The following is a 22,205-nucleotide window of genomic DNA, read 5'->3' on the forward strand; positions in this document are numbered from 1 at the left end:
GGCACGCGCTGGCGGGTGTCCTGTCGGATTCGACCCGTCGATACCACAGCTGCCTATGCCGAAGGATTTCCCGCCTACTACAGCGGGCGCGCCTACCAGGCCCGCGACGTGCTGACGGATGTCGCGGCGGAACTCCGTCAGCAGCACAGACTCGCTCTCGAGGTCGAGGCGCTCTTCATGCTGGGCCTCTGCCACGCGATGTGCGGATCCGCCGAGCAGGCGAACGAATGCTACGTACGGGTCCTGGAGATCACCGAGTCGTCGGGCGAGTCCGTGGCCCGTTCCTACGCGCAGTGGGCAACCGGGTTGTTGGAGTGGCAACACCGTGAATTCGACCGGGCTACACAGCTTTTGGACGAGGCGTTGCAACGGCTGGCCAGGCTGATCGTCGATCCGGTCGGTACGGCAATGTGTCTGGAGGCGTTGGCTTGGATCGCTTGCGACACCGACGACCCGGAGCGGGCTGCGGTGCTGACGGGGGCGGCCGGGGCGCTGGCCACCGCGGCCGGCAACTGGCCGATCCTCTCGCCGAACCTGCTCACCAGCCACACCGAATGTGTCCGGCGTGCCATTGCGGCTCTCGGTGACGCGGAGTTCGCGACCGCGCGCCGAGCGGGTGAGGACATGTCGGGTGCGGCGGCCGTCGCCCTGGCGCTCGGCGAGTGACGTTGCGGAACCAGTAGGCGGGCGACCGCCCGGTGTGGACAGCGGTGTGGCCCGGCTTCGGTCGGGGAAGCCGGGCCGTGAAAGAGCGGAGAAGGTCAGATATCGCCCTGATCGTGCAGGCTGTTGTACATCTGCACACCGCTTGCGATCCCCACGGGGATGCCGATGAGTGCGGCTCCGGCGAGGCTGCCGAGCGCGATACCGACACTCGAGCCCACCAGGCATCCCAGGGCCGCCGCGGGCAGGGCGACAGGTCCGGTCGGAATCGCTGCGAACCCTCCGGTCAGCGCGCCGCCGACGCAGCCGACACCAGCGCCGATAATGCCGCCGGCGAGCGTCCCGACACCGGTCGCCAGGCCGAACTGGGTGGCCACGACGCCCAGGGCACCGTTGAAATCGGCTGTGGCATCGACGTTCTGGAGCATCGGCGTCGACGCCGCGGCGGCGTCGGTCGCGACTCGGGCGGGTACGTCCGGTACCGGGGCGGGGGCGGACTCTTCGTTCCAAGAGGTGGCCGCCGCCGGGGTATTCGGCTCCGCCGCCTCCGATCCGGAATCGACCGCGGCGACCGACTGCACATCTCCGACCGCCGGATTGCCGACCACCAGATTTCCTTGGCTGTCGCGGAGTTGGAATTGGCCGTCCCGCATGACGAACGACCCGAATGCGGTGTCCACCGCAGCCGAATTATCCGACGTATTTCCGGTGTAGCGCACGCCCGGTGCGATGTCGGTCGTCACCGTCGAGTCGGTGGCCGGATCGGCGGTGGCCGTGCCTGCCATGAGGCAGAGTGCCGCGGTTGCGAATGTCGAGGTGACAGCGGTTCGGGTGAGTTTGTTCATCGGTTTCAATCTTTCTTTCCGAAAAGTCTTGCCTCGGTGTGATTGGAATCACTGCGAAGATGCTGCTGCTCGGTTTCCGATCGCGTCAAGCGGGTGTGCCGTGGACTAGCCTGATGGGCTATACCGCGGATATCGGTGGTGGCCCAGGATCTGGGTGCGAACGGGACTCGACACTTACCCAATGGGGTGATTCCCGAGGGTGATTCATTGACTGGATTGCGGTGGGCTGCAGACGATGACCCTGTCCGAATCTGACCAGCCCACGCGGAGGGAATACTTTCTCCCCGCCGGGTCCACTTCCGAGAGGTTCTTCTCATGCACGTTGGTCTTGGCCTTTCCTTCCAAAGCTTCGAGGATGCGCTCACCGACACCGAGGTCTGGGCCAACGCGGTACGCAGCTCCGAATTGGCCATCGAACTCGGTTTCGACGGTGTCTGGGCTACGGAACACCACTTCACCAGCTATGACATCACGCCGGACCCGCTGCAGTTCCTGACCTACGTAGCGGCGCTGAATCCCGATATCCGGCTCGGTACGGCGGCGACGATTCTGCCCTGGCACGACCCGGTGCGGGTGGCCGAGCAGATCAGCGTCCTGGACGTGCTCAGCGGTGGCCGCGTGATTCTGGGCATCGGCCGTGGTCTCGGAAAGACCGAATTCGAAGGCTTGCGTATTCCGATGGACGAATCCCGGGAGCGCTTCCTCGAATCGGCAGACATTGTTCTGAAGGCTCTGGACACCGGCATGCTGGCCTACGATGGAAAGCATTTTCAGCAGCCGGAGCGGAATCTGCGTCCCGCGCCGACCGCTCCTTTCCGGAACCGCACTTTCGCTGCAGCAATGTCTCCGGATTCATTCGAGATCATCGCGAAGCTGGGTGTCGGCGTGCTGCTCATCGCATTCAAATCGTGGGACGATGTGGCCGCGGATGTGTCGCGATACCGGGCGGTATTCGCCGAAACACACGGCACGCCGGCACCCGCGCCGCTCACGAATGTTCTCGTCTTCTGCGACGAGGACTCGGCGCGCGCTCGCGAGATCGCCCACCGCTACATGGGGAATTACTACCGCAGCGTTGTCGAGCACTACGGCCTGAATAAGTCCGAGACCTTCGCGAAGGTGAAGGGCTACGAGCATTACGACACCTCGGCCGACACCACCGAATCGGACGACAATGCCGAAGTTCAGGAATTCATCGACACCTGTGTGTGGGGCAACCCGGCCGAATGCCGCGAACAGCTCGAATTGATCCAGCAGAAGACCGGGTGCGGACACCTTGTGGTGACCTTTGCCTCCGGTGGTGTGCCGATGGCCGATGTCGAGCAAAGCATGCGGGTCTTCGCCCGCGATGTGCTGCCGGGCTTGCGGGCGCTGGATGTCGAAGCCGCGGTCCGCTGATCGCGATACGGAATTCGAATATGGATGAGCTTGGCTGGGACGTCATTGTCGTAGGTGCCGGCTATGCAGGCGTCACGGCCGCCCGGAATCTGGCGCGCGAAGGTCAGCGTGTCCTGCTCCTGGAGGGTCGAAATCGTGTGGGCGGCAAGGTGTTCACCGATACCTTCGGTAGCACCGGGGTGACGGTGGACATGGGCGGCGCCTGGAGTCCGCCCGGATGCCCGTTCATGGAACGGGAGATGGCCTACTACGGAGTGGAGTGGTCGCACTCCCGGGATGCGCAGAGCTTCGCCTACCTTTTCGGGGGCCAGCGCATCACCCACCCGGTTCCACTGCTGCCGGAGGAGATCCTCGGATCCGAGAAGGCTGCATTCCAACTGCTGCAGATGGTCCATCGAATCGACCCGGCTTTGCCCCTCGAGTCGCAGCAGCTGGACGACCTGGACGTCAGTTGGCGCGAGATGCTGGATCGTCTGGAGCCGCCCCCCGGCTTCCGCGATCTGCTGGAGTCGTGGCCCACGACCGAGGGCGGCCGTCCCTCCGACGAATTCAGCGCACTGATGTTTCTGTGGTGGACGGCCAATCGCGGTAAGAGTCTTGCCGGTTGGTTCACCCTCGAGCTGCGGCGACCGACTCGATCGATGGAACTGCTCGAGGCGATGCTCGCCGAGAACGCGATCGAAGTTCGGTGCAACGCCATCGTGACGAAGATCGACCAGTGCGACGAGGGCGTCACCGTGAGGCTTGCCAGCGGGGATGTGGTGTGGGCTCGCGGCGCGGTCGTGGCTGTTCCAGCGAACTGCTGGAATTCGATCGAGTTCTCGCCGGAGCTGAGCGATGCCAAACAACAGGGCGCCTACCTCCGGCCCGGATGCACCGGTATGAAGGGCTGGGCTCTGGTCAAAGACGCGCCACCCGCGTTCAGTGGTTTGGCCAGCCCCGAATCGGGTGACGGCGTCACCACGGTCATCTCGGAATACGATCTGGGTGACGCACAGCTGATGAGCTACTTCACGCCGCTGGGATACCGTGCGGATCAGCCGCGCGAGCAGCAGTTCGACATCCACGACCGAGCCCAGGTGCAGAAGGCATTCGATCGCTTCATCCCAGGATGCACGGTGGTCGAGGTCGGCGGGCATGACTGGACTCGTGATTCGTTCGCCGGCGGCGGATGGGCCGCGTACCCGGTCGGAATGTTGCCCTACCTGTCCGGCATGCGGGCGCCGGAAGGCCGAATCGCCTTCGCGAGCGCCGATATCGCGACGGGGTTGGTCGGCTGGATCGACGGTGCGATCCAGAGCGGCTATCTGGCTGCGTCTCAACTGTCGGGGATGCTAGGGCGTTGAGGCCTGGGGAGCGCCGGACGGTGTCGAGCGGCGCTGTCCGGCGCAACCCATCCGGACATGGGCTGGCCCGGAGGGACGACCACCCGCGTTAAGGTCGATGTCAACCAGTTCCTCACGGAATCGTCGTGCCGCACTTCTCGACACACAACCACGAATGATCGGTAATGGCCCAACACAGCAACCGAACCGCCCTCGTAGAGGCCGCAATCCGCTGCCTGCAGACACTGCCGCCCGAATCCATCACCGCCCGGGTGATTTCGACGGAAGCCGGTGCGAATCTGGCATCGATCAGTTATCACTTCGGCTCCAAGGACGGATTGCTCGCCGAGGCGATGGATGTGGCCTTTCAGCGCTGGCAGGACGAGGTCATCGCCGACATTGTCGGACTGCCGGTCCGAGACTTCGGCGATCGGCTCGAGCAGGCGATAGACGTCGTGCTGTCCGGGATGGGCCAGTACTCCGGGCTACTGGGAGCATTCTTCACGGCCTTGGCTCGCGCACCGCACGACGAGCGGGTGCGTCATCCGCTCGCAGAGTCCTACGCGACGCTGCGTCCTGCAATGGCGATTGCGTTCGGGCTCGGGGATGACCAGGCTGCGGACGACGCGGCGGGCATCATCATGGCCGTCCTCGACGGTCTGCTGATGCAGGCGTTCCTGGATCCGAGTCGCGTGCTGGATCCGGCTCGGGTAGCCGCCGCCCAGCGGCGGATGTTCAGTTCGTTTCGCGGGACCGATGCTGCGGATGGTCATCAGGTTGACGTAGTCTGACCAGCTTCGTTTCGCGCCGCGATCCAAAACTCGAGAGCCACCAGCTATCACTCTGTGATGGCTGGTGGCTTCTTTTGTCGTGTGCCTGTGTGTGCAACCCAGCGTTGCACGCTGCCGAAAATGTTGCTGTAACAGGGAATTGCCTGGTCTTCGGCAATTGCTGGCGTCCAAACCCAGGGTTGCGCGTAAACAAACGTACGTATAGATTGATGTGATACCGGTAACTACGGTTGCCGCCCGGCCCGAGCACATCGGCTGACGTTTAGGTAGAACACAATGGGCGAATTCGATACATGCGGTCCCAGGGATGCCCTCCAGGTGGTCGAGGCCGCCATCGCAAGCATCAAGGCCGGCCGCATGGTGGTGGTCGTCGACGACGAAGGCCGCGAGAACGAAGGCGATCTCGTGATGGCAGCGCAGGCGGTGACGCCTGCGGCGGTGAACTTCATGACTCAGTTCGGGCGCGGCTTGACCTGCGTGGCGTTGCCGTCGGAGCGCCTGGACGAGCTCGAGCTGCCGCCGATGGTCTCGGACAACACGAGCTCCTTCCACACCGGCTTCGCGGTGTCGGTGGATATCGCCGGCGAGGGACGCACCGGGATCAGCGCAGCGGATCGGGCCGAGACCATCCTGGCCCTCTGCAACCCGAAGACTCGCCCCACCGACCTCGTTCGCCCGGGCCACATGTTCCCGTTACGGGCGAGACCGCACGGTGTCCTCGAACGCCGGGGTCATACCGAGGCAGCCAGCGATCTGGCCCGGCTCGCGGGCTTCCTGCCATATGGCGTTCTCTGCGAGATCATGTCGCCAGACGGCTCGATGGCTCGATGTCGTGAGTTGGTTGATTTCAGCCGAAGGCACGATCTCGTGCTGGTGACCGTCGATGAGATTGCGCAGTACCGCCGCGCCACCGAGCAGTTGGTGGAATGCGTCGCCGAGACTCGCCTCCCTACGTCGTTCGGAGAGTTCCGGGCGTTCGGATTCCGGCCGGTTTGGCCGGAGCGCTCCGAGTACTTCGCCCTGGTGCTCGGTGATCTGACCACCGGGGCGCCTGTGCACGTGAGGCTGCATTCGGAGTGCCTCACCGGTGATGTGTTCGGTTCGGCGCGCTGCGACTGCGGCCGTCAGCTGACCTCGGCGATGGAGATCATCGCCGAGGTCGGGCGTGGCATCGTGCTCTATGCGATCGGCCACGAGGGACGCGGAATCGGATTGCTGGAGAAGATTCGTGCCTACGCACTCCAGGACGAGGGTCTGGATACCGTGGATGCCAACGTCGAGCTGGGTCACGAAGCCGACGCGCGGGATTACACCCTTGCCGGGCAGGTCCTGAAATGGTTTGGCGTGCAGCAAGTTCGACTGCTCACTAATAATCCGGACAAGGTCGCGGCACTGCTTCACACCGGTCTGGATGTGTTGGAGCGGGTCCCACTGACGCCCGCGGCGACCGCCGAGAGTCTCACTTATCTCCGTACCAAACGAGATAGGTTCGGCCACCTGCTGGACGGTCTCGAAACCAGAGATCGGCTATTCGATCTGCCGCGGACCGGCACCGCGTCTATGCGGGGTGCACGATGAACGGCCGCCGGATACTGATCGTCGACGACCACGAAGTCGTGCGCATTGGCTTCCGTGCGTTGCTCAACAGCCAGGAATGGGTCGAGCGCTGCCTCACTGCGGCCTCGCTCGAAGGAGCCGTTGAAGCCGCACGGCGGTGGCGGCCGCATGTTGCCATCGTCAAGGACTGGCTCGGCGAGGTGTCCGTCAACGACATCGCACCGCAGATCGCGCAGGCGTGGCCGCAGTGCCACATCCTGGCGATGGAAACGGTGCACACTTCTCGCCCCAGCCCGGTGGCGGACCGCAGCATCGTTGGTTGGATCGGACGGGACTGGGATGCGAGAACACTCCTGAGTGCCGTGATGCAGGGGGACAAGGGGCGCCTTGCTCCGCGGGAATCGTCCCAGGCGGGCAGTGCTCCCGCACTGTCGGCTCGCCAACTCGAGGTTCTTCGACTGATGATGACCGGCGCCACGAATCGTGAGATCGCACAACAGCTCTCACTGTCGCCACATACCATCAAGGCACACACCCGGGGGTTGCTGCGAACTCTCGGCGCACGCAACCGAACCGACGCAGTCCTACGCGGCAAACGTCTGGGAATCGTGGAGCCGCGCCGACCCTTGCCTGCATGACTCACGCCGAGGCTGCCTTTGGTGTCTCGGCTCAGTCCCCTGATTGCGGTATCGCGATCCAGAAGTGGCCGCAGTGGCTGGATACCAGAAACCTGGATGATATGCGGCTGTCGCCCGCACCGCACTCTTGCCTCGACGTTCAGTGGGATCCGGCAGGGGTCAGTCCGATGTGCTGCCGGAATGCGCTGTGGCCCAAGCAGCTATCTGCGCGCGAGAGGTGAATCCCAACTTGGCCAGGATGTGTTCGACATGCCCCTGCGCGGTACGTTGTGAGATCACAAGACGCCCGGCGATCGCCTTGTTGGTCAGACCTTCTGCGACAAGGTCAGCGACTTGGCGTTCACGCCTCGTCAGGTCCTCCGACGAACGATCAATCTCTGGGCCGGCTTCGGATCGTTCATGGAGCGCGAACCGTACCGCGGCGTCGAGGCTCATCGCAGAACCTTCCCCACGGGCCTTGTCGAAGGCTCGCACGCCGAGCACTCGGCGGCTACTCAGCGTGCACTCGTCACGGTAGGTCAGCAGTTCGGGGAAGATGAATGTGGAGGTGCCGGCGACGAGTCCCAGCGTGTCTGCCGCGCCCATCAGCACGGCAGCACGTTGGGCTTCGCGCTTGTCGGCAGCAATCCAGGCCAGCGACTCCAAGCAGCCTGCGGCGACGAACGGATCGGCCATCAGTTCGGACAATCGAATACCGTCTTCCAACAAGTGCGTGGCGCGTTCGGCGTCGCCGCCGCGCCACACGGCGAAGCCCGCCCCCCACAACGCCCATGATCGATAGATCGTTTCCCCGGCGTCTTCGGTGATACTGACCGTCTTCTCGTGACAGGCGACGGCTTCGGAAACATCGCCCTGCAGGGCGTAGGCCCAGCCGAGGGAGATTCGGGCATCCAACTGAATCCCGAGGTCACCGGACACCTCGTGGCTGCGGACGACATCCGCCAGGCGGGCAGCCGCGTGAGACCGACCGGCATTACCGCCGACGAGAGCGACATTTGCCTCGACGTGGGCGACCAGGGCCGTGACCAACGGATCCCCTGTCTGCTCGGCGAGGGTGCGAAGCTCCGCGGCCTGGCCGGCCGCAGCCTGTAGGTCGCCTTGCATAGCCGCCATCGCACCGGCCGCGGCGAGCGCCTTGCCTCGGTCCGCGGTCCGGCCACCGGGTGAATGCGCGAGCACGCGCTCGGACCAGCGGCGCCCCTCATTGACCCGGCCACGCAGAGTCCAGAACAGGTAGAGCATTGCGACTATCGGGAGTCCGCCGCTGTCGGACTCGGACAGGCTGAACTCCAGTGCCTTTCGAATATTCGGCAGCTCTCGCTCCAGCCGGGCAACCCACTCCAGTTGGCGCGGACCGATCAACTCCGCGTACGCCTCGTACACCAATCGTTCACACCAGTCCCGGTGCCTTCGGAGCAGGCTCGGGAACTGCCCGGAGTCCTGGGCCTTCTCTCGGCCGAACTCCTGAACTGTTTCCAGCATCCGGAAGCGCACAGCCCCGTCGGTCTCCTGCCGGATGAGGATCGATTTATCCACCAGCGCGGCCAACGTATCGAGCAGCTGGGACTCGGTCATGTCACCGGCACACACCTGCTCGGCCGCGTCGAGTTCGAAACCGCCGGCGAACACCGACAAGCCGGCCCACAGCCGCCTTTCGTCGAGCGTGCACAGGTCATAGCTCCAGCCCATGCAATACCTCAGCGTCTGCTGCCGCTTCGGCGCGTCCCGCCCGCCCCGGGTCAATAGGCTGTAACTGTCTCTCAGCCGGGTCTGGATCTGCTCAACCGACATCGTGCGCAGCCGTGCCGCAGCCAGTTCGATTGCCAATGGCAAACCATCCAGCCGGGTGCAAATCTGGGCAATGCCGCGCTCGTTACCCTCGGTCACCTCGAACCCGGGCACCGCCGCGGCGGCGCGCTCCATGAACAGCGTCACCGCGTGGTGTTGTGCCAACGTTCGCTGGCTGATCGAATCGGGAATCCCAAGCGGCCGTAGCGGATACACGGTTTCTCCGCCGATGCCTACAGCCTCGCGACTGGTGGCCAGAATTCGCAGGTTCGGACACGCCCGCAGCAGCGACTCGGACAGCTTGGCAACCGCGTCGATCAGGTGCTCACAGTTGTCCAGCACCAGCAGAAGATCGAGTGGGGCCAGGCCCTCCACCAGCGTGTCGAGCACGGATCTGCTGCCCTGGCTTCGCATTCCGAAAGCGGCAGCCACAACGTCGGGCAGCAACGCAGCATCGCTCAGCTCCCCCAGCTCGATCAGCCATGCCCCGTTCGCGAACTTTCGCCGGACCTTGTGAGCGACTCGCAGTGCGAGCCGTGACTTTCCGACCCCACCGATCCCAGTCACGGTCACCAAATGTGACCCCGGCAACAGGTTTGCGACCTCGGACAACTCGGTCCGGCGATCGACGAAGCTGGTCAGCTCGAGAGGCAAGTTACCTGCCCCCTCGTGCAACCCGTCGCTGGGGATACGTGGAATTCCTTGTGGCACTACAGGTACCGAAGGGGCGGCGGATTCGGGTTCGGACCCTGGTTCCGCTCGCAGCGCCATCTCATCGACCGTGAGACCGTGATCCAGTTGTATTCGGCGCAGTTGCTGACCCAGCACGGCTGCGGTGGGGCGGTCGTGCGGGTCGCGAGACATCGCCGCCTCGATAACCTCGCACACATCCCCCGGGATACCGCTCTCGCGCAAGTCCGGAATCGGATGGGTGGTGATCCGCACGAACTGGGCCACCACCTGCTCGCCGCTACGGCGTTCGAAGGCCGCGTGGCCGGTGAGCGCGCAGAACAACGTGGCTCCCAGCCCGTAGACGTCCGAGGCGCGGCTGGGTGCCTGTCCTCCGAGCACCTCGGGCGCGGTGAAGGCCGGCGAGCCGGTGATCGCTCCTGACGTGGTCTCGAAGCCGCCGGTGATGTGGGCGATCCCGAAGTCGGTCAAGGCCGGCTCGTCGTAGTCGGTGAGCAGGATGTTCGCCGGTTTGATGTCGCGGTGGAGAACTCCGGCTCGATGCGCGGATTCCAGCGCACCCGCCATCTTTACCCCGACATGAAGCATCTCCGCGAGGGACAGAGGGCCGCCGTGCCGGATACGAGCGTCGAGCGAGCCCTGAGAGTGGTACGGCATCACCAAGTAAGGACGACCGCTACCGGTCTCCCCGACCTCGAGCATCCCGGCGATGTTCGGGTGCCCGGTGAGCCGCCCCATCGCACGTTGCTCGCGAAAGAATCGCTCCCGGTTCTCCTCCAGTTCACCAGTGAGGACCTTCACCGCCACCGTGCGGTCCGCGGCAACCTGAATACACCGATAGACAGCCCCGAAACCACCCCGCCCGATCTCGTCGGCGTCGTCGAACCCGGCCGCGCGTAACTCCGTGACGACGTCGAGACCGGCATCACGCTGCGTTTCGAATGGATCGCTCTCAACCATCGGTTACTCGCAATTCGCCCGCGGCGGACATCAGCCAGAGTATCTCTGCACGCGTGTCCGGACCATGGCGAACACCTTCGGTCCCGTGGGTAGGCAACGCGGCAAAATGATGCGTGCGGGCTGAACCACCGCTGCGTCCGGTGACGCGCGGGCACCGGCGCCTCGGTGAAGAGCGGGAAGTAGTTAGGTCGCGGATAGAACGGCCGTCGCGCCTGAGCATCGTGCAATCGACGTTGCCCTGACTACCGGGGGCGGGATTCTCCGAATCCATTGCTCCAGGCTTCCTTGCTCCGTAGGTCGCGTTCGGAGACATGTCGTTCGTGGCAACCGAGCCGGCTTCTGCACTGGTCCCGGAATCGCCGATACGCAGCGTTCCAGCTGCCATGGCCGGAGCCATGGTCTTCGCCGACTACGTCGGCGACGGTTCGGACCTCGAAGTCTGGATCCACGAGGCGCTGGATGTGATGGCCGCACACGGTATTCCGGACAGCTACGCCGGGATCTGGCGCAATTACCTGACCGCGTGGAATGCGCTCCCCAGACTGAGCAGCGCCGCGACAGCGAGGCGGCAGCGCTTCGAGAGCAGATAGACCAGGTTGTCGCGCGCTGCGCGGCCGAGATCGCCGAACACGAAGCCGAGATCACCGTCGAACGAGTCCGCCAGCTATTGACCGCATCCCGCGCGACTAGCTAGCGCGGTGTGTCGGGCAGCCCGGGGCGGGCGGCGAAGTCGACCGGACCGAGCAGGTCGGCCACCTGGCATAGCTGCCCGGCGAATCAGGGAATCAGGTTCGGGTCCTTCAGCTTTCCGCCGGGCGCGAAGGTGAGCAACTCGTTGCCGACCAGGCTCCACTGCGGCACCGCGCCCGCGATGTGCGCGGCGACCAGTGCCGGTCCGACCATGGCCTTGGCGTACGCCGAGGCCATCGCATCGATCCGGAAGCGGGCGTCGAACAGCACATTGCCGGTGGCGGTCGGCTTGTCGCCGAACAGGGCCCGGCCGAACTGCGACATCAGCCCGCGCTGCCGCACCGCGAGGGCGGGATGCGGCCGGTCCAGCAGCACCAGCGCCACCAGATAGCGGTGTGTGGTGGTGGTCGTGGATTCGCCTGTCCTCGAAGTGGTTTCGTACGAGTACTCGGCGACGGTCACCCAGCGCCCGCCCACCCGCCCGGTCAGGGTGACGCCGAGCCCGCGGCGATTGCGTCCCGGGAGCCGCGCGGTCCACGGCGCGAACGATCGTTCCTGGAAGGTCCAGCCATTGACCACGGCCCAATCCCGCAGTCGCGCCTTCCGATTCCGTTCGGCCAGAATCGCGATGGGCAGCAACACCATCAGCAGTACCAGCGGGATCCCGAACAACACACCGAAGACAAGCACCGCTGCCTCCATCCCCGTCCCCTTCCGCCGGTGTTCAGTCCTGTGGGACTCGAACTGTTCGCGGTAGCAGCCTTCGTGTGAAACCTTCGGGTTCGCTTAACAGATCATTGCGCCGCAGGGATATCAACATCTTGTTGAAAATGTCTTCAACATCTTGTTGAATGTGACTCGTGACGCACCCGACCCGCATCTGTATCAGCTGGCCCGGCAACCGCCTGACTGCCACCCTCGACGACACCCCGACGGTGCGGGCGCTGCTCAACGCTCTGCCGATCAGCGCTGTCGCCAGCACCTGGGGTGACGAGGTCTACTTCGAGACCGACGTGAGCGTCCCGCGCGAACCCGACGCCCAACAGGTAGTCGACCCGGGAACCGTCGCCTTCTGGACCGATGGCGATGCCCTGGCCCTCCCGTTCGGCCCCACCCCGGTATCCCGCGCCGGCGAATGCCGTCTGGCCAGCCCGTGCAATATCCTCGGCCGCATCGACGGCGACCCGCATCTACTCGCCACGGTTCGCGGCGGCGACCCCATCCGCGTCGAACTCGCCTAGCGCCGCAATCCGATCCGGCCCAGTGCCGCAATATGATTCGGGGGGACCCGATCCATCGGCAGCGGCTATGCTGCTCGGCGAACCGCCGCGCCGGGAACAGAGGAGCGGGGGAAGATCGAGGGGAGCGGCCGGGTTCGGCCGTGGAGTGAAAGGCACAACAGGATATGCGGGGTGGATGGGCCAAGCGGGGCCTGGCGGGAGCCGCGGTGGCCGTATTGCTGCCGTTCGGGGCGTTGACGGCCGGACCGGCTGCGGCAGACACGAATCCGGATGCGTTCGACTTCTATGTCGACTCCAGCATGGGTTCGATCAAGTCCCGGATCGTGCGCGCGGCCGACGGAAATACCGACCGGGTGGTGTACCTGCTCGATGGCGAGCGTGCGCAGAACGACTACAACGGCTGGGAGATTCACACCAGCATCCCGGCGGCACTGGCCAAATTCAATATCAATGTGGTGATGCCGGTCGGCGGCGAATCCAGCTTCTATCAGGACTGGGATGCCCCGAGCAGCTTCGGCGGCGCCAATCCCGATGCGTCGCTGTTCCCGAGCCGGGATTCCGGTTCGGCGGTCGCGGGCTGGGACGAGACCTCCGGCAAGTCCTACACCTACCAGTGGGAGACCTTCCTCTCCCAGAACCTGCGTAATGCGCTGCGAGATCGACTGGGGTTCAGTGACTCTCGCAATGGCATCTTCGGACTGTCCAGTGGCGGCAGCGCGGCCCTGCTGATGGCCGCCTATCACCCCGGCCAGTTCAACTACGCCGGTTCACTGTCGGGCTACCTGTACATGTCGGCGCCCGGCATGCGTGACGCCCTGCGCCTGGCCCTGCTCGCGGCCGGCGGCTACAACATCGATTCCATGGCCGCCGCGGGCAGCGCCAAGTGGCAGCGGATGGACCCGTACGGCTTCGTCCAGCAGCTGATCGACAACAACACCCGCCTCTATATCGCCGCGGGCAGCGCCGTCCCCGCTCAGCAGGACCTGTCCTCCGCGGACGCGGTCATCCAGGGCATGCCCCTGGAAGGCATCGCCCTGGCCAACACCAAGGCCTTCCAGTCCCGCCTGCAGTCCCTCGGCTACGACAACGTCAGCTACGACTTCCCGAGCATCGGCGTCCACAACTGGGGCAACTGGGAGCAGGTCGCCAACCGCATGCTCCCCGACATCGCCCAGCACATCGGCAAGCCCCTCCCCCCGGGCGCCCAGCCCGCCCAGCCCCCGGCCGACGCCCCGGGCGGCGGCCAGCCCCCGAACGGCGCCCCGCCCGCCGGAGCCCCGGCCCCGCAAAACTGACCGGGCCCAACCGAATCAACAACGCCGAACCGAAAGACCCGCCGCCGTCCGAGCATTCGGACCGCGGCGGGTCTCTGCTTGTCAGCTCGGCCACGCGCGAATTGCGCGGCGATGGTGGGCCGACCATTCTCGAACTGGAAGAGTTCAATGCGCACCTGGTGGGCCCGATCGAAGTCGTTCACGAATTCCGTTGATACACGACCGAGTCCGGGCCCGAAGGCCCGGCTCGGTCGAGTTCTAGTGGGTTTGGGTGGGGTCGGGGGCGGCCTTGATGGGGGTGTCGTCGGTCCAGCCCCAGCGGGTTTCGACGTGGACGGTGGCGGGGGCGGGGGGTGCGTCGATGTAGGGGGTGAGTTTCTGGAGTTCGCCCCAGTCTCGGGTCCAGTCGTGGTTGAGGTAGGCGGGGACGGGCTGGGAGCGGAGTAGGAGGCTGGACCAGCCGAGGGGGCCGCCGCCGGTGTCGCCCTGCCAGGTTTCGGAGACCTGGGCGTTCAGCTTGTCGGGGAGGATGCGCCAGGACGGGAGCTGGGCGATGCCGTCGCGGTGGTCGAAGGGGTGCTGGCACGGGAAGGCCAGGCCGACATGGAAATCGGTCAGGACCGGGGTGTCGTGGCCGACGACGGTGTCGAGGGTGGCCAGGCGGGGCAGGCGGGGCGGGGTGAGGGCGAGCCATTGCTTGCCGGTCGGGTCGTCAGTGGTGGCCACCAGGCGAATCGCGGTGGTCCGGGCGGGGATTCGGTCCAGGGGGATGGGCAGGTTGCGCCAGCCGGGGGCGCCGCCGATCGTCGGGGGCGCCAGGGTGCCGAGGGGTTCGATGGTGCCGTCGTCGGCTCGGTGGGCGAACTCGAGGTGCAGTTGAGCGCCGTCGATCCGGCGGCCCTGTTCCTCACCGGCGATGCGGCCGGCCACGGTCAGCACCAGGATGTGGTAGCTGGAATCCCGCTGTGCCGCAGCAAGATCCATGCGATACCACTGGGTGGTGAGATGCGCGGGCTGCGGTTGGCCGGTGGTGTAGCTGCCCAGAATGGGCGTGAGCTTGGGGTCGAGGCCGTAGGGCAGGGCGATGGTGCTGCCGTTGATGCCGGGGTCGGCCTTGGGTTTGTCCGCGGGGCCGCCGCCGGGCGGGGGAGTGCCCTGTTGCTGGCCGCCACCGCCGGGACCGCCGCTCCCGCCGCCGCTGCCACCGCCCGGACCGCTGCCACCGCCGGGGCCGCCGCCTTCGGGCGCGAGGTCTCCGACACCATTGGCGGTGAATCCGCTGTTGTCCGCGGCGAGTCCGTCGGCTGCGGTGCCGGTGTAGGGCGTGAGCAGGGATTCCTCGGGCTTGGTCTCCACGAGCACGTCATCGGCCATTGAGCACGGTTTCCCCTGCAGGGCCCGCAGATTCGACAGCGCGACCGAGTATGCGGGGTACTGCGTCCACGCCGCCGAAGCCATGGTCGCCACCTCGAACAGCACCACCAGGGCGGCGGCGACCGTGAGCGGCCGGATGGCGATTCGATCGAAAACCCGTGCCGCCGCGGCGTTTCCGGCCGGTTGATAGGGCTCGCGGAAGTACTGCCAGGCCGCCACCAGCAGGCACAACGCGCCCAGCCCGAGGATCAGCGAGGCGACGCTGGTACCGCCCACCACGGGTGCGCGATCCGGCCAGCGCACGCCGTAGCCGGACACGTACCACCAGCCGTTGGAGCCGGTGAAGCAGAACGCCACCAGGATCAGCACCGCCGCCGCGAACAGCGAGCGCAGGTACGGCAGCCGGATTCCCCTGCCGCCCACCGCGACCGCTGTCACCGCAGCCAGTGCACCCGCCAGTCCGGCATAGACACCGAAATGATGCGTCCACTTGGTCGGCGTGAAGGCCATGAGCAGCGGTGACATGACGGCGATGCCGAGCACCCGCGCCGCCGGCCCGCGGGCGGTCTCCGGAATCCGGCCGCCCTTGCGCAGCGCCACCGCGACGCAGACGGCCAGGCACAGCAGCATGGCGAGCACGCCGAAGCGCCGCGACAGCGAGCCGTCCGGGGTCAGGGAGAGCAGCGAGATCCAGCGGGTGGGTTCGTCCGGCCAGGACAGGTTGGGGCCCACCAGCTTTCGCACCCGGGTGGCCTCGGCGACCGACGCCAGGGTCTGATCCGCGAAGACCACCGTCAGGACCAGGGTGCCCGCCGTCAGCACCGGAGCGATGCGCGCGAGCAGGCCCGGGAGCCCGCCGGCTTCCGCGCGCACCTGGGTGAGGAGAATCCGCAGCACCCGTCGCGAACCGGCGAAAAGTGCTGCTAGGCAGATCAATCCGGACGGTCCCGCCGCCAGCGAGAACGCGGCGATCAGCACCGCGACCGCGGCGGGCAGCAAGCGCCTGGTGGCGATCGCGCGTTCGATGGAGCACCAGGTCAGCAGCGCGCCCAGCGCGATCAGGGGTTCCGGCCGCAGACCGTTGTCGAACGGCAGCCACAGCGCCAGGAACACCAGCGCGGCCGCCCAGCGCGGACCCGATGCGGCGCGCACCCGGGAACCCAGGCGCGGCAACACCTCCCGGCTGATCACCCACCAGCACAGCACCGCGGCCAGCAGCGCCGGCAACCGCATCCAGACACCGGCATCGGTGACCCGGGTCATCTGCGCCAGCAGTTCGTACGGCCACCCGAAGGGCGCTTCCGCCACCCCGTACCACCGGTAGTAGTTGGCGGTGTATCCCGCGTACTCGGATACCCGCGCCATGGTGAGGATGTAGCCGTCGTCGGAGGTATTGGCCCCGATCACATGCCATACACCCAGCGTCGCAAGCACGACCGCGTCGGTGAGCGTGAACCGCCACCAGCGCGCCGGCAGGAACCTCCGCCTGCGCCTGCCGTCCGCCGCATCCATGAAATACAGGCAGACCAGCGCGACGAGGGTGCACAGCACCGCGCCCGCCATGGCCGCCAGCTTCAGCACGCTCGGACTCGACGAGAACCGCGAATCCACCTCGGCGTGCAACTTGGCATCACTCAGCCGGGTCCGATCCAGATCGGTGTACACCCCGACGATCTGGGGCCGCACATCCCGCGTGACCGTGGTCCGGAACGGCGAACCGTCCGACTTGGTCAACCCGGTCAACTCGGCGGTGGTGACCTCCGCACTCGAATGCACAACCAGCGCACCGCAACCGGCGTGCGGCACGAGATTCGGATTCGACCCGCTCCCAGCCCCGGGCCCGGCAGCCGTACCGGGATCGGTGCTACCGGCCGGCGGCAGCGGCGCATCCGCCGGCATGGTGGCTCCCGGCGGCGGTGTCGAACCCGGCGGCGGTGTCGCTCCAGCAGGCGGATTCGCTCCCGGCGGCGGCGTGGCACCGGGCGGCGGGGTTGCTCCTCGCGCCGGATTCGAGCCCGCTATCGGTGCGGCTTCCGCCGGCGGCGTGGCTCCTGGCGGTGGTGTCGCTCCGGCAGGCGGATTCGCGCCTGGGGGCGGTGTCGCTCCCGGGGCCGGATTCGCGCCCGAGGGTGGTGCAGCGCCGGGTGCAGGGTTCGCGCCGGACGGTTGTGCCGCTCCGGGTGCGGGATTCGCACCGGGCGGCGGTGTGGCGCCGGGCGTGGGGTTCGCGTTGGCAGGCGGCGTGGCTCCGGGTGTCGGGGTCGGCGTGGTGCCGGATTGCGGGGCGACGCTGGAGGGCGAGGTGATGACCGGGTCGGAAGCTGTTCCAACACCGGTCATTTCGAAGATCGAGGCGGTGAGCAGCGGGATGTTGCGCAGCGTCACCGACAGAGTGCGGCCGGTGCCCGGTCGGTCCTCGACCCGGGCGATCAGACCTTCGGCGGCTGCGCCGGGGGCCTGTGTGGGCACCGTGGATAGCACTGTCCCGCTGGGCATGTCCCGCAGCACGGCGCATGGCACGCTCATATCCACCGACAGCGGCACGTAATCCACCAGCGGCGCGGTCATCTGAAGCGCCTGTGCCTGTGGCCAATCGAGGCCGGCCCGATCCTGCCGGACCGGCAGTAGTGGTGTGAGCACCGCCAGCAGAACACCGAGCACCCCCGTTACGAGGGCGATCAGTCGAATTGGAAAAACTCCCCCGGAAACTGAACGCACGAACGCCGATGCTAGCCATAGCTTCCGCGAAACTCATCGCGGAATATTCGGACCGGCACGTTCTCCGGCGCCGATCGACCCGCATCTTCGCAGTTCGAGCGGTGATCGTCGATGATTGGCCTATCGTTTGTCGGGGCATTCGATGGTGGACAGAGGACGCGGTAACCGGACTCAGGAGTCGTGATGGCGGAGGCGCTCGACGGCGGCGGCGTGGTGCGGACCCTGGTGCCCGCCCGGATCGATCGATTGCCGTGGTCGAGATTCCACACCCGGCTGGTGGTCGCGCTGGGCGTGGCGTGGATTCTCGACGGCCTGGAGATCACGGTGGCCAGCGCGGTCGCCGACACCCTCACCAAACCCGAGACCCTGCACCTGTCCTCGACCGCGGTCGGCCTGATCGCGACGGTGTACCTGGCGGGTGAGGTGGTCGGCGCGCTGGTGTTCGGCAACCTCTCCGATCGTCTGGGCCGGCGCAAGCTGTTCCTGATCACCCTGGGCGTCTATCTGCTCGGAAGCGGGCTCACCGCAGCGACTCTCGGCAATGGCGCGGGCTGGGTGGTCTTCCTGTACGTCACCCGTTTCATCGCCGGCACCGGTATCGGCGGCGAGTACGCGGCCATCAATTCCGCCATCGACGAGCTGATTCCGGCCCGCTATCGCGGCCGCGTCGACATCGCGGTGAACGGAACCTATTGGGCCGGAGCGATTATCGGCACCCTGGGCACCTACATTCTGCTCAATCACCTGAGCCTGTCGCTGGGCTGGCGGCTGGGCTTCCTCATCGGCCCGGTGCTGGGCCTGGTGATCCTGTTCGTGCGCCGCCATCTCCCGGAGAGCCCGCGCTGGCAGATCATGCACGGCCACGCCCGCGACGCTGAGCAGTCGATCGCGGAGATCGAGCGCGAGGTGGAGGCAACGGGGGTGTCGCTGCCGCCGGTCGACGAATCCCGGGCCATGGCGGTGAAACCCGCCGATCGCATCGGCTATCTGGCACTGACCAAGGTGCTGTTCCGCGAGTATCCGCAGCGCGCGATCCTGGGCGCGAGTCTCATGATCAGCCAATCGTTTCTGTACAACGCGATCTTCTTCACCTACACGCTGGTGCTCGGCAAGTTCTACGGGGTGCCCTCCGGTTCCACGCCCATCTATCTGATCGCCTTCGCGGTCGGAAACCTGGCCGGGCCGCTCACCATCGGGCATTTCTTCGACACCATCGGCCGCCGTCGCATGATCGCGGGCACCTACATCCTCTCCGGTGTGCTGCTGGCGATCTCGGCGGTGCTGTTCTACGCCGGGGTCCTGAATGCGATCACCCAGACGGCGTGCTGGTGCGTCATCTTCTTCTTCGCCTCGGCGGGCGCGAGTTCGGCCTATCTCACCGTGAGCGAGATCTTCCCGCTCGAGGTCCGGGCCAAGGCGATCGCCGTATTCTTCGCCATCGCACAGTGTTTCGGCGCGCTCGGGCCCGTCATCTACGGTGCGCTGATCGGCGACGGCTCACATCCGGTCCGCCTGTTCCTCGGCTATCTGCTGGGCGCGGCGGTCATGATCGCGGGTGGTGTGGTGGCCCAGCTCCTCGCGGTGGATGCCGAGGGCCGGTCGCTCGAGGACATCGCCCTGCCCCTGGCGGCCACCCGACGCGAGGGTACGGCCCGGGCGGAGGGCGCGGGCTCGCCGTTCTCGACCTGAGTCCGGCAGGCCCGCACCGGATCTCAGTTGGCCAGCGACTTCATCCAGTCGAGGACCACCGCGCGGTAGTCACCCGTATTCGGCGCGAGATTGATGGCATGGCCGCTGTCGGGGAGCACGAAGGTGCGCAGCTTCGCCGCGGGGGAGAAGTACGGGCGCTCGGCCGCATCCAGGGTGGTCGTGTCGGTGCAGGTGCCGAAATCCGGGCCGCAGCTCATGCGATCCCGGCTCCCGTTCACGATGAGCACCGGCGCCGTGATGAAGCTGGACATGCCGGGCAGGGTGGAGAGCAGGCCGTCGGGGTACTCGGTGAGGGAGAAGGTCTCCTTGCTGGCCTCGTCGAGCGCGACGACCCGGGGGTCCGGGTTCATGCCATAGAAATCGGCGGCGCGGGTGCCAGGTCGGGTGACCAGATAGCCGGGATCGTAACCGCGCCCGGCGAATTCGGGATCATTGACCGCCTGGTAGTAGGTGCTGATGACGCCGAGCACGTCCGGCACGCTGAGCGTGTGCGAGTAACCGGTCAGCAGGACGCCGTCGACATCGTGGTAACTGGTGGCCTCCATGACCGAGGTGCCGGAGGTCAGCGAGTGACCGGCGGTGACCACCTTGGTGAAGGGGGCATTGCCCGCGAAGCCGCCGCGCAGCGCCTGCACCATGGTGTGCAGGGCCTCCGCGGTCTCGGAGGCCGTCAGGCTGAGACTCGGCGGCCGGCTGCTCGCGCCATTGCCGAGCCGGTCCGCCACCAGCGTCGCGTAACCGGCCGCGTTCATGGCGCGTCGGAAGTTGTAGGTGTCGGGCTGGTACGGGAAGTCCCAGTACAGGTGGTTGTAGTTGGATCCCGACATCAGGATCATCACCGTGTCCGTGGGCCCGTCCGGCAGGCACAGGGTGCCCGCGATGGTGCCCTGCGGGACCGGGAACGTCACGTCCTGGCAGTGATCGGCCGGGACCGCGGGATCGGCCTGTGCCAGTACCGGAGTGAGGGAGAGCAGGGTCGTGGCCGCGCAGACGGCCAGCGCCCGCAACGAGGTGCGCACGTCAGGAAATCCCTTGGCTGAAGTCGACTTTCGCGGCGTTGTCGGCGACCGCGCCCGCCACCACCTCGAGCGTGCGCGCGTCGATGGGTGTGCAGCCCAGCCGCGCCAGCGTCGTGTGGCGGTGCTCGCTGTCGGCGTCCCGCATGGCGTGTTCGAGGTCTTTTTCGGTGTCGTACAGCGTGATCGAGAACATGGTCCCGTCCTGCTCGTCCAGGAAGAAGAAGATCTGGCGTGCGCCCGGATCCGACATGGCGTACGGGACGACCTCACCCTGGATGATGGGAAGATTGACCGCCATCGACTCCGGATCGACGGGGCATGAGGCCTTCATCAAACGGGCATAGAGCTTCTTCATCACCGAAATTCTTCCCAGGAGCGGTTCCGAGTCCGGCCATTCTCTGGCGAATGACGATACTCCACACAATGATCCGTGAACGGTGCATTCGGGAACGTGGTCGAAGATCTACTATGCACGGTATGGGCGCGCGAAATGTGCACTTCGTCGGGAGCTTTCCGGCCGAGAGCACCGGCGATGCGATGCGGGCGATGCTCGACGGTGCGGGCACCCGGTTGCGGACGCTGCCGACCGGGGAGACCAGACGCTACGAGTGGTACATCCAGCCGATCATCGACAATCTGGTTACTCAGGGTGCGCTGGAAGTGAAACGCAGCGGTTCATGGTCGTCGAGCCGGGAGCGGACCATCCACCGCGCCGCCCGGGACGCCGGGCTGACCGGAGACATGATGGAGTTCGGCTACCGCGGCGAGGCAGAAGAAGCGCTGCCGACCTTCGAAACCCTACGCTCGGAACGGGATCTACCCGAGCTGTCACTCCAGATCGGCATGCCGACCGATTTCACGATGGCCTTCATCGCGATGGGGGTGGGCGGGGTGCGACGGTATCGGAAAGCCTTCCGCGAAGCGACGATTCGCGATATCGAGGCCATTCGCGCCCGGGCCGGCGACCAGGTGGTGCTGCAGTTCGAGGCCACCGCCGAAATGGTGCTGATGGCCAAAACCCAGCCGCTGCACCGGCGTATCGATGCGGCGCTGGGCCTGGGCCGCGGCATCGCGGAGCTCGCGGCGGCCACCCCGGAGGGCACCCGCATCGGCGTGCACCTGTGCCTGGGCAGCATGCGCAACAAGGCACGGACCACACTGCGCGATACCCGCCCCCTGGTCGAACTGGCCAATTCCATTGCCCGGCAATGGCCCTCGGGCCGGACCCTGGAATTCATCCACGGCCCGCTCGCGGCCGGTGAGATTCCGCCCTCCACCCGCCCGGAGTTCTATGCCCCGCTCGCGGGCCTGGACCCACCGCCGACGACCCGCTTCTATGCGGGTTTCGTCCACGAGACCCCGACCGAGGCTCAGCAGATCCAGACGCTGCGCACCATCGAATCGGTGCTGGGCCGCCCGCTCGACGGCGTCGCCAGCGCCTGCGGCCTGGGCCGGCGTCCCCGCCCGATCGCCGATGCGCTGGTCGCGCGGGCGGATACGCTGGCTGCGGTGGATTGAGCGGCG

The 22,205-nt window shown here is 66.5% G+C and carries 17 protein-coding genes; 11 read left to right on the plus strand and 6 right to left on the minus strand.

Features of this window, described 5'->3' with window-relative positions:
• The first annotated feature begins 15 nt into the window (after positions 1-15).
• A complete protein-coding gene (locus ACFXIV_RS13670) occupies positions 16-666 on the plus strand; it encodes a hypothetical protein (protein WP_379399383.1) in 651 nt (216 codons plus the stop codon).
• A gap of 95 nt (positions 667-761) precedes the next feature.
• Here the strand turns inward: ACFXIV_RS13670 and ACFXIV_RS13675 are convergent, their stop codons facing one another.
• Complete coding sequence (locus ACFXIV_RS13675; RefSeq protein WP_379399382.1) at positions 762-1,508, minus strand: hypothetical protein; 747 nt, start codon at positions 1,506-1,508, stop codon at positions 762-764.
• 315 nt (positions 1,509-1,823) lie between these two features.
• On the opposite strand from ACFXIV_RS13675, the gene ACFXIV_RS13680 reads away from it, so the two are divergent.
• The 5 genes from ACFXIV_RS13680 to ACFXIV_RS13700 all read left to right on the plus strand — a co-directional run bounded on the left by ACFXIV_RS13680 (position 1,824) and on the right by ACFXIV_RS13700 (position 7,217).
• Entirely contained in the window at positions 1,824-2,906 is a 1,083-nt protein-coding gene (locus ACFXIV_RS13680) for an LLM class flavin-dependent oxidoreductase (RefSeq protein WP_379399381.1), read from the plus strand.
• Between the two features lie 20 nt (positions 2,907-2,926).
• Positions 2,927-4,252 carry a flavin monoamine oxidase family protein gene (locus ACFXIV_RS13685; RefSeq protein ID WP_379399380.1) on the plus strand — a complete coding sequence of 442 codons (1,326 nt, stop codon included), beginning with the start codon at positions 2,927-2,929 and terminating at the stop codon, positions 4,250-4,252.
• Between the two features lie 164 nt (positions 4,253-4,416).
• A complete protein-coding gene (locus tag ACFXIV_RS13690; protein ID WP_379399379.1) occupies positions 4,417-5,022 on the plus strand; it encodes a TetR/AcrR family transcriptional regulator in 606 nt (201 codons plus the stop codon).
• Positions 5,023-5,298: 276 nt separating this feature from the next.
• A complete protein-coding gene (locus ACFXIV_RS13695) occupies positions 5,299-6,600 on the plus strand; it encodes a bifunctional 3,4-dihydroxy-2-butanone-4-phosphate synthase/GTP cyclohydrolase II (protein ID WP_379399378.1) in 1,302 nt (433 codons plus the stop codon).
• A complete protein-coding gene (locus ACFXIV_RS13700) occupies positions 6,597-7,217 on the plus strand; it encodes a response regulator transcription factor (RefSeq protein WP_379399377.1) in 621 nt (206 codons plus the stop codon). The genes ACFXIV_RS13695 and ACFXIV_RS13700 overlap by 4 nt, the downstream gene beginning before the upstream one ends.
• A gap of 159 nt (positions 7,218-7,376) precedes the next feature.
• Here ACFXIV_RS13700 and ACFXIV_RS13705 read toward each other — a convergent pair whose 3' ends face one another.
• Positions 7,377-10,655 (minus strand): protein kinase, encoded by a 3,279-nt coding sequence (locus tag ACFXIV_RS13705; RefSeq protein WP_379399376.1) that lies wholly within the window; start codon positions 10,653-10,655, stop codon positions 7,377-7,379.
• Positions 10,656-11,038: 383 nt separating this feature from the next.
• Here ACFXIV_RS13705 and ACFXIV_RS13710 point away from each other — a divergent pair, with 383 nt between their 5' ends.
• A complete protein-coding gene (locus ACFXIV_RS13710) occupies positions 11,039-11,245 on the plus strand; it encodes a hypothetical protein (protein ID WP_379421260.1) in 207 nt (68 codons plus the stop codon).
• Positions 11,246-11,432: 187 nt separating this feature from the next.
• Here the strand turns inward: ACFXIV_RS13710 and ACFXIV_RS13715 are convergent, their stop codons facing one another.
• Entirely contained in the window at positions 11,433-12,047 is a 615-nt protein-coding gene (locus tag ACFXIV_RS13715) for a hypothetical protein (protein ID WP_379399374.1), read from the minus strand.
• Between the two features lie 158 nt (positions 12,048-12,205).
• On the opposite strand from ACFXIV_RS13715, the gene ACFXIV_RS13720 reads away from it, so the two are divergent.
• Positions 12,206-12,586 carry a cyclophilin-like fold protein gene (locus ACFXIV_RS13720; protein WP_379399373.1) on the plus strand — a complete coding sequence of 127 codons (381 nt, stop codon included), beginning with the start codon at positions 12,206-12,208 and terminating at the stop codon, positions 12,584-12,586.
• Positions 12,587-12,750: 164 nt separating this feature from the next.
• The gene (locus ACFXIV_RS13725; protein WP_379399372.1) at positions 12,751-13,881 is read left to right on the plus strand and encodes an alpha/beta hydrolase; all 1,131 of its coding nucleotides are present in this window, start codon (positions 12,751-12,753) and stop codon (positions 13,879-13,881) included.
• A 237-nt stretch (positions 13,882-14,118) separates the two neighbouring features.
• On the opposite strand, the gene ACFXIV_RS13730 is transcribed toward ACFXIV_RS13725, so the two are convergent.
• Complete coding sequence (locus tag ACFXIV_RS13730) at positions 14,119-17,952, minus strand: arabinosyltransferase domain-containing protein (RefSeq protein WP_379399371.1); 3,834 nt, start codon at positions 17,950-17,952, stop codon at positions 14,119-14,121.
• A gap of 183 nt (positions 17,953-18,135) precedes the next feature.
• Between ACFXIV_RS13730 and ACFXIV_RS13735 the strand changes: the two genes are divergently transcribed.
• Positions 18,136-19,641, plus strand: coding sequence for an MFS transporter (locus ACFXIV_RS13735; protein ID WP_379399370.1), 1,506 nt, complete (start codon positions 18,136-18,138; stop codon positions 19,639-19,641).
• A 23-nt stretch (positions 19,642-19,664) separates the two neighbouring features.
• Here the strand turns inward: ACFXIV_RS13735 and ACFXIV_RS13740 are convergent, their stop codons facing one another.
• On the minus strand, positions 19,665-20,681 hold the full coding sequence (locus ACFXIV_RS13740; protein WP_379399369.1) for an alpha/beta hydrolase: 1,017 nt from the start codon (positions 20,679-20,681) through the stop codon (positions 19,665-19,667).
• A gap of 1 nt (position 20,682) precedes the next feature.
• On the minus strand, positions 20,683-21,036 hold the full coding sequence (locus tag ACFXIV_RS13745) for a hypothetical protein (RefSeq protein ID WP_379399368.1): 354 nt from the start codon (positions 21,034-21,036) through the stop codon (positions 20,683-20,685).
• A 122-nt stretch (positions 21,037-21,158) separates the two neighbouring features.
• On the opposite strand from ACFXIV_RS13745, the gene ACFXIV_RS13750 reads away from it, so the two are divergent.
• On the plus strand, positions 21,159-22,199 hold the full coding sequence (locus ACFXIV_RS13750) for a hypothetical protein (RefSeq protein ID WP_379399367.1): 1,041 nt from the start codon (positions 21,159-21,161) through the stop codon (positions 22,197-22,199).
• Positions 22,200-22,205: the final 6 nt, after the last annotated feature.

It is taken from the genome of Nocardia sp. NPDC059236 (assembly GCF_042754085.1).
In the GTDB taxonomy this organism is placed as follows: Bacteria; Actinomycetota; Actinomycetes; order Mycobacteriales; family Mycobacteriaceae; genus Nocardia.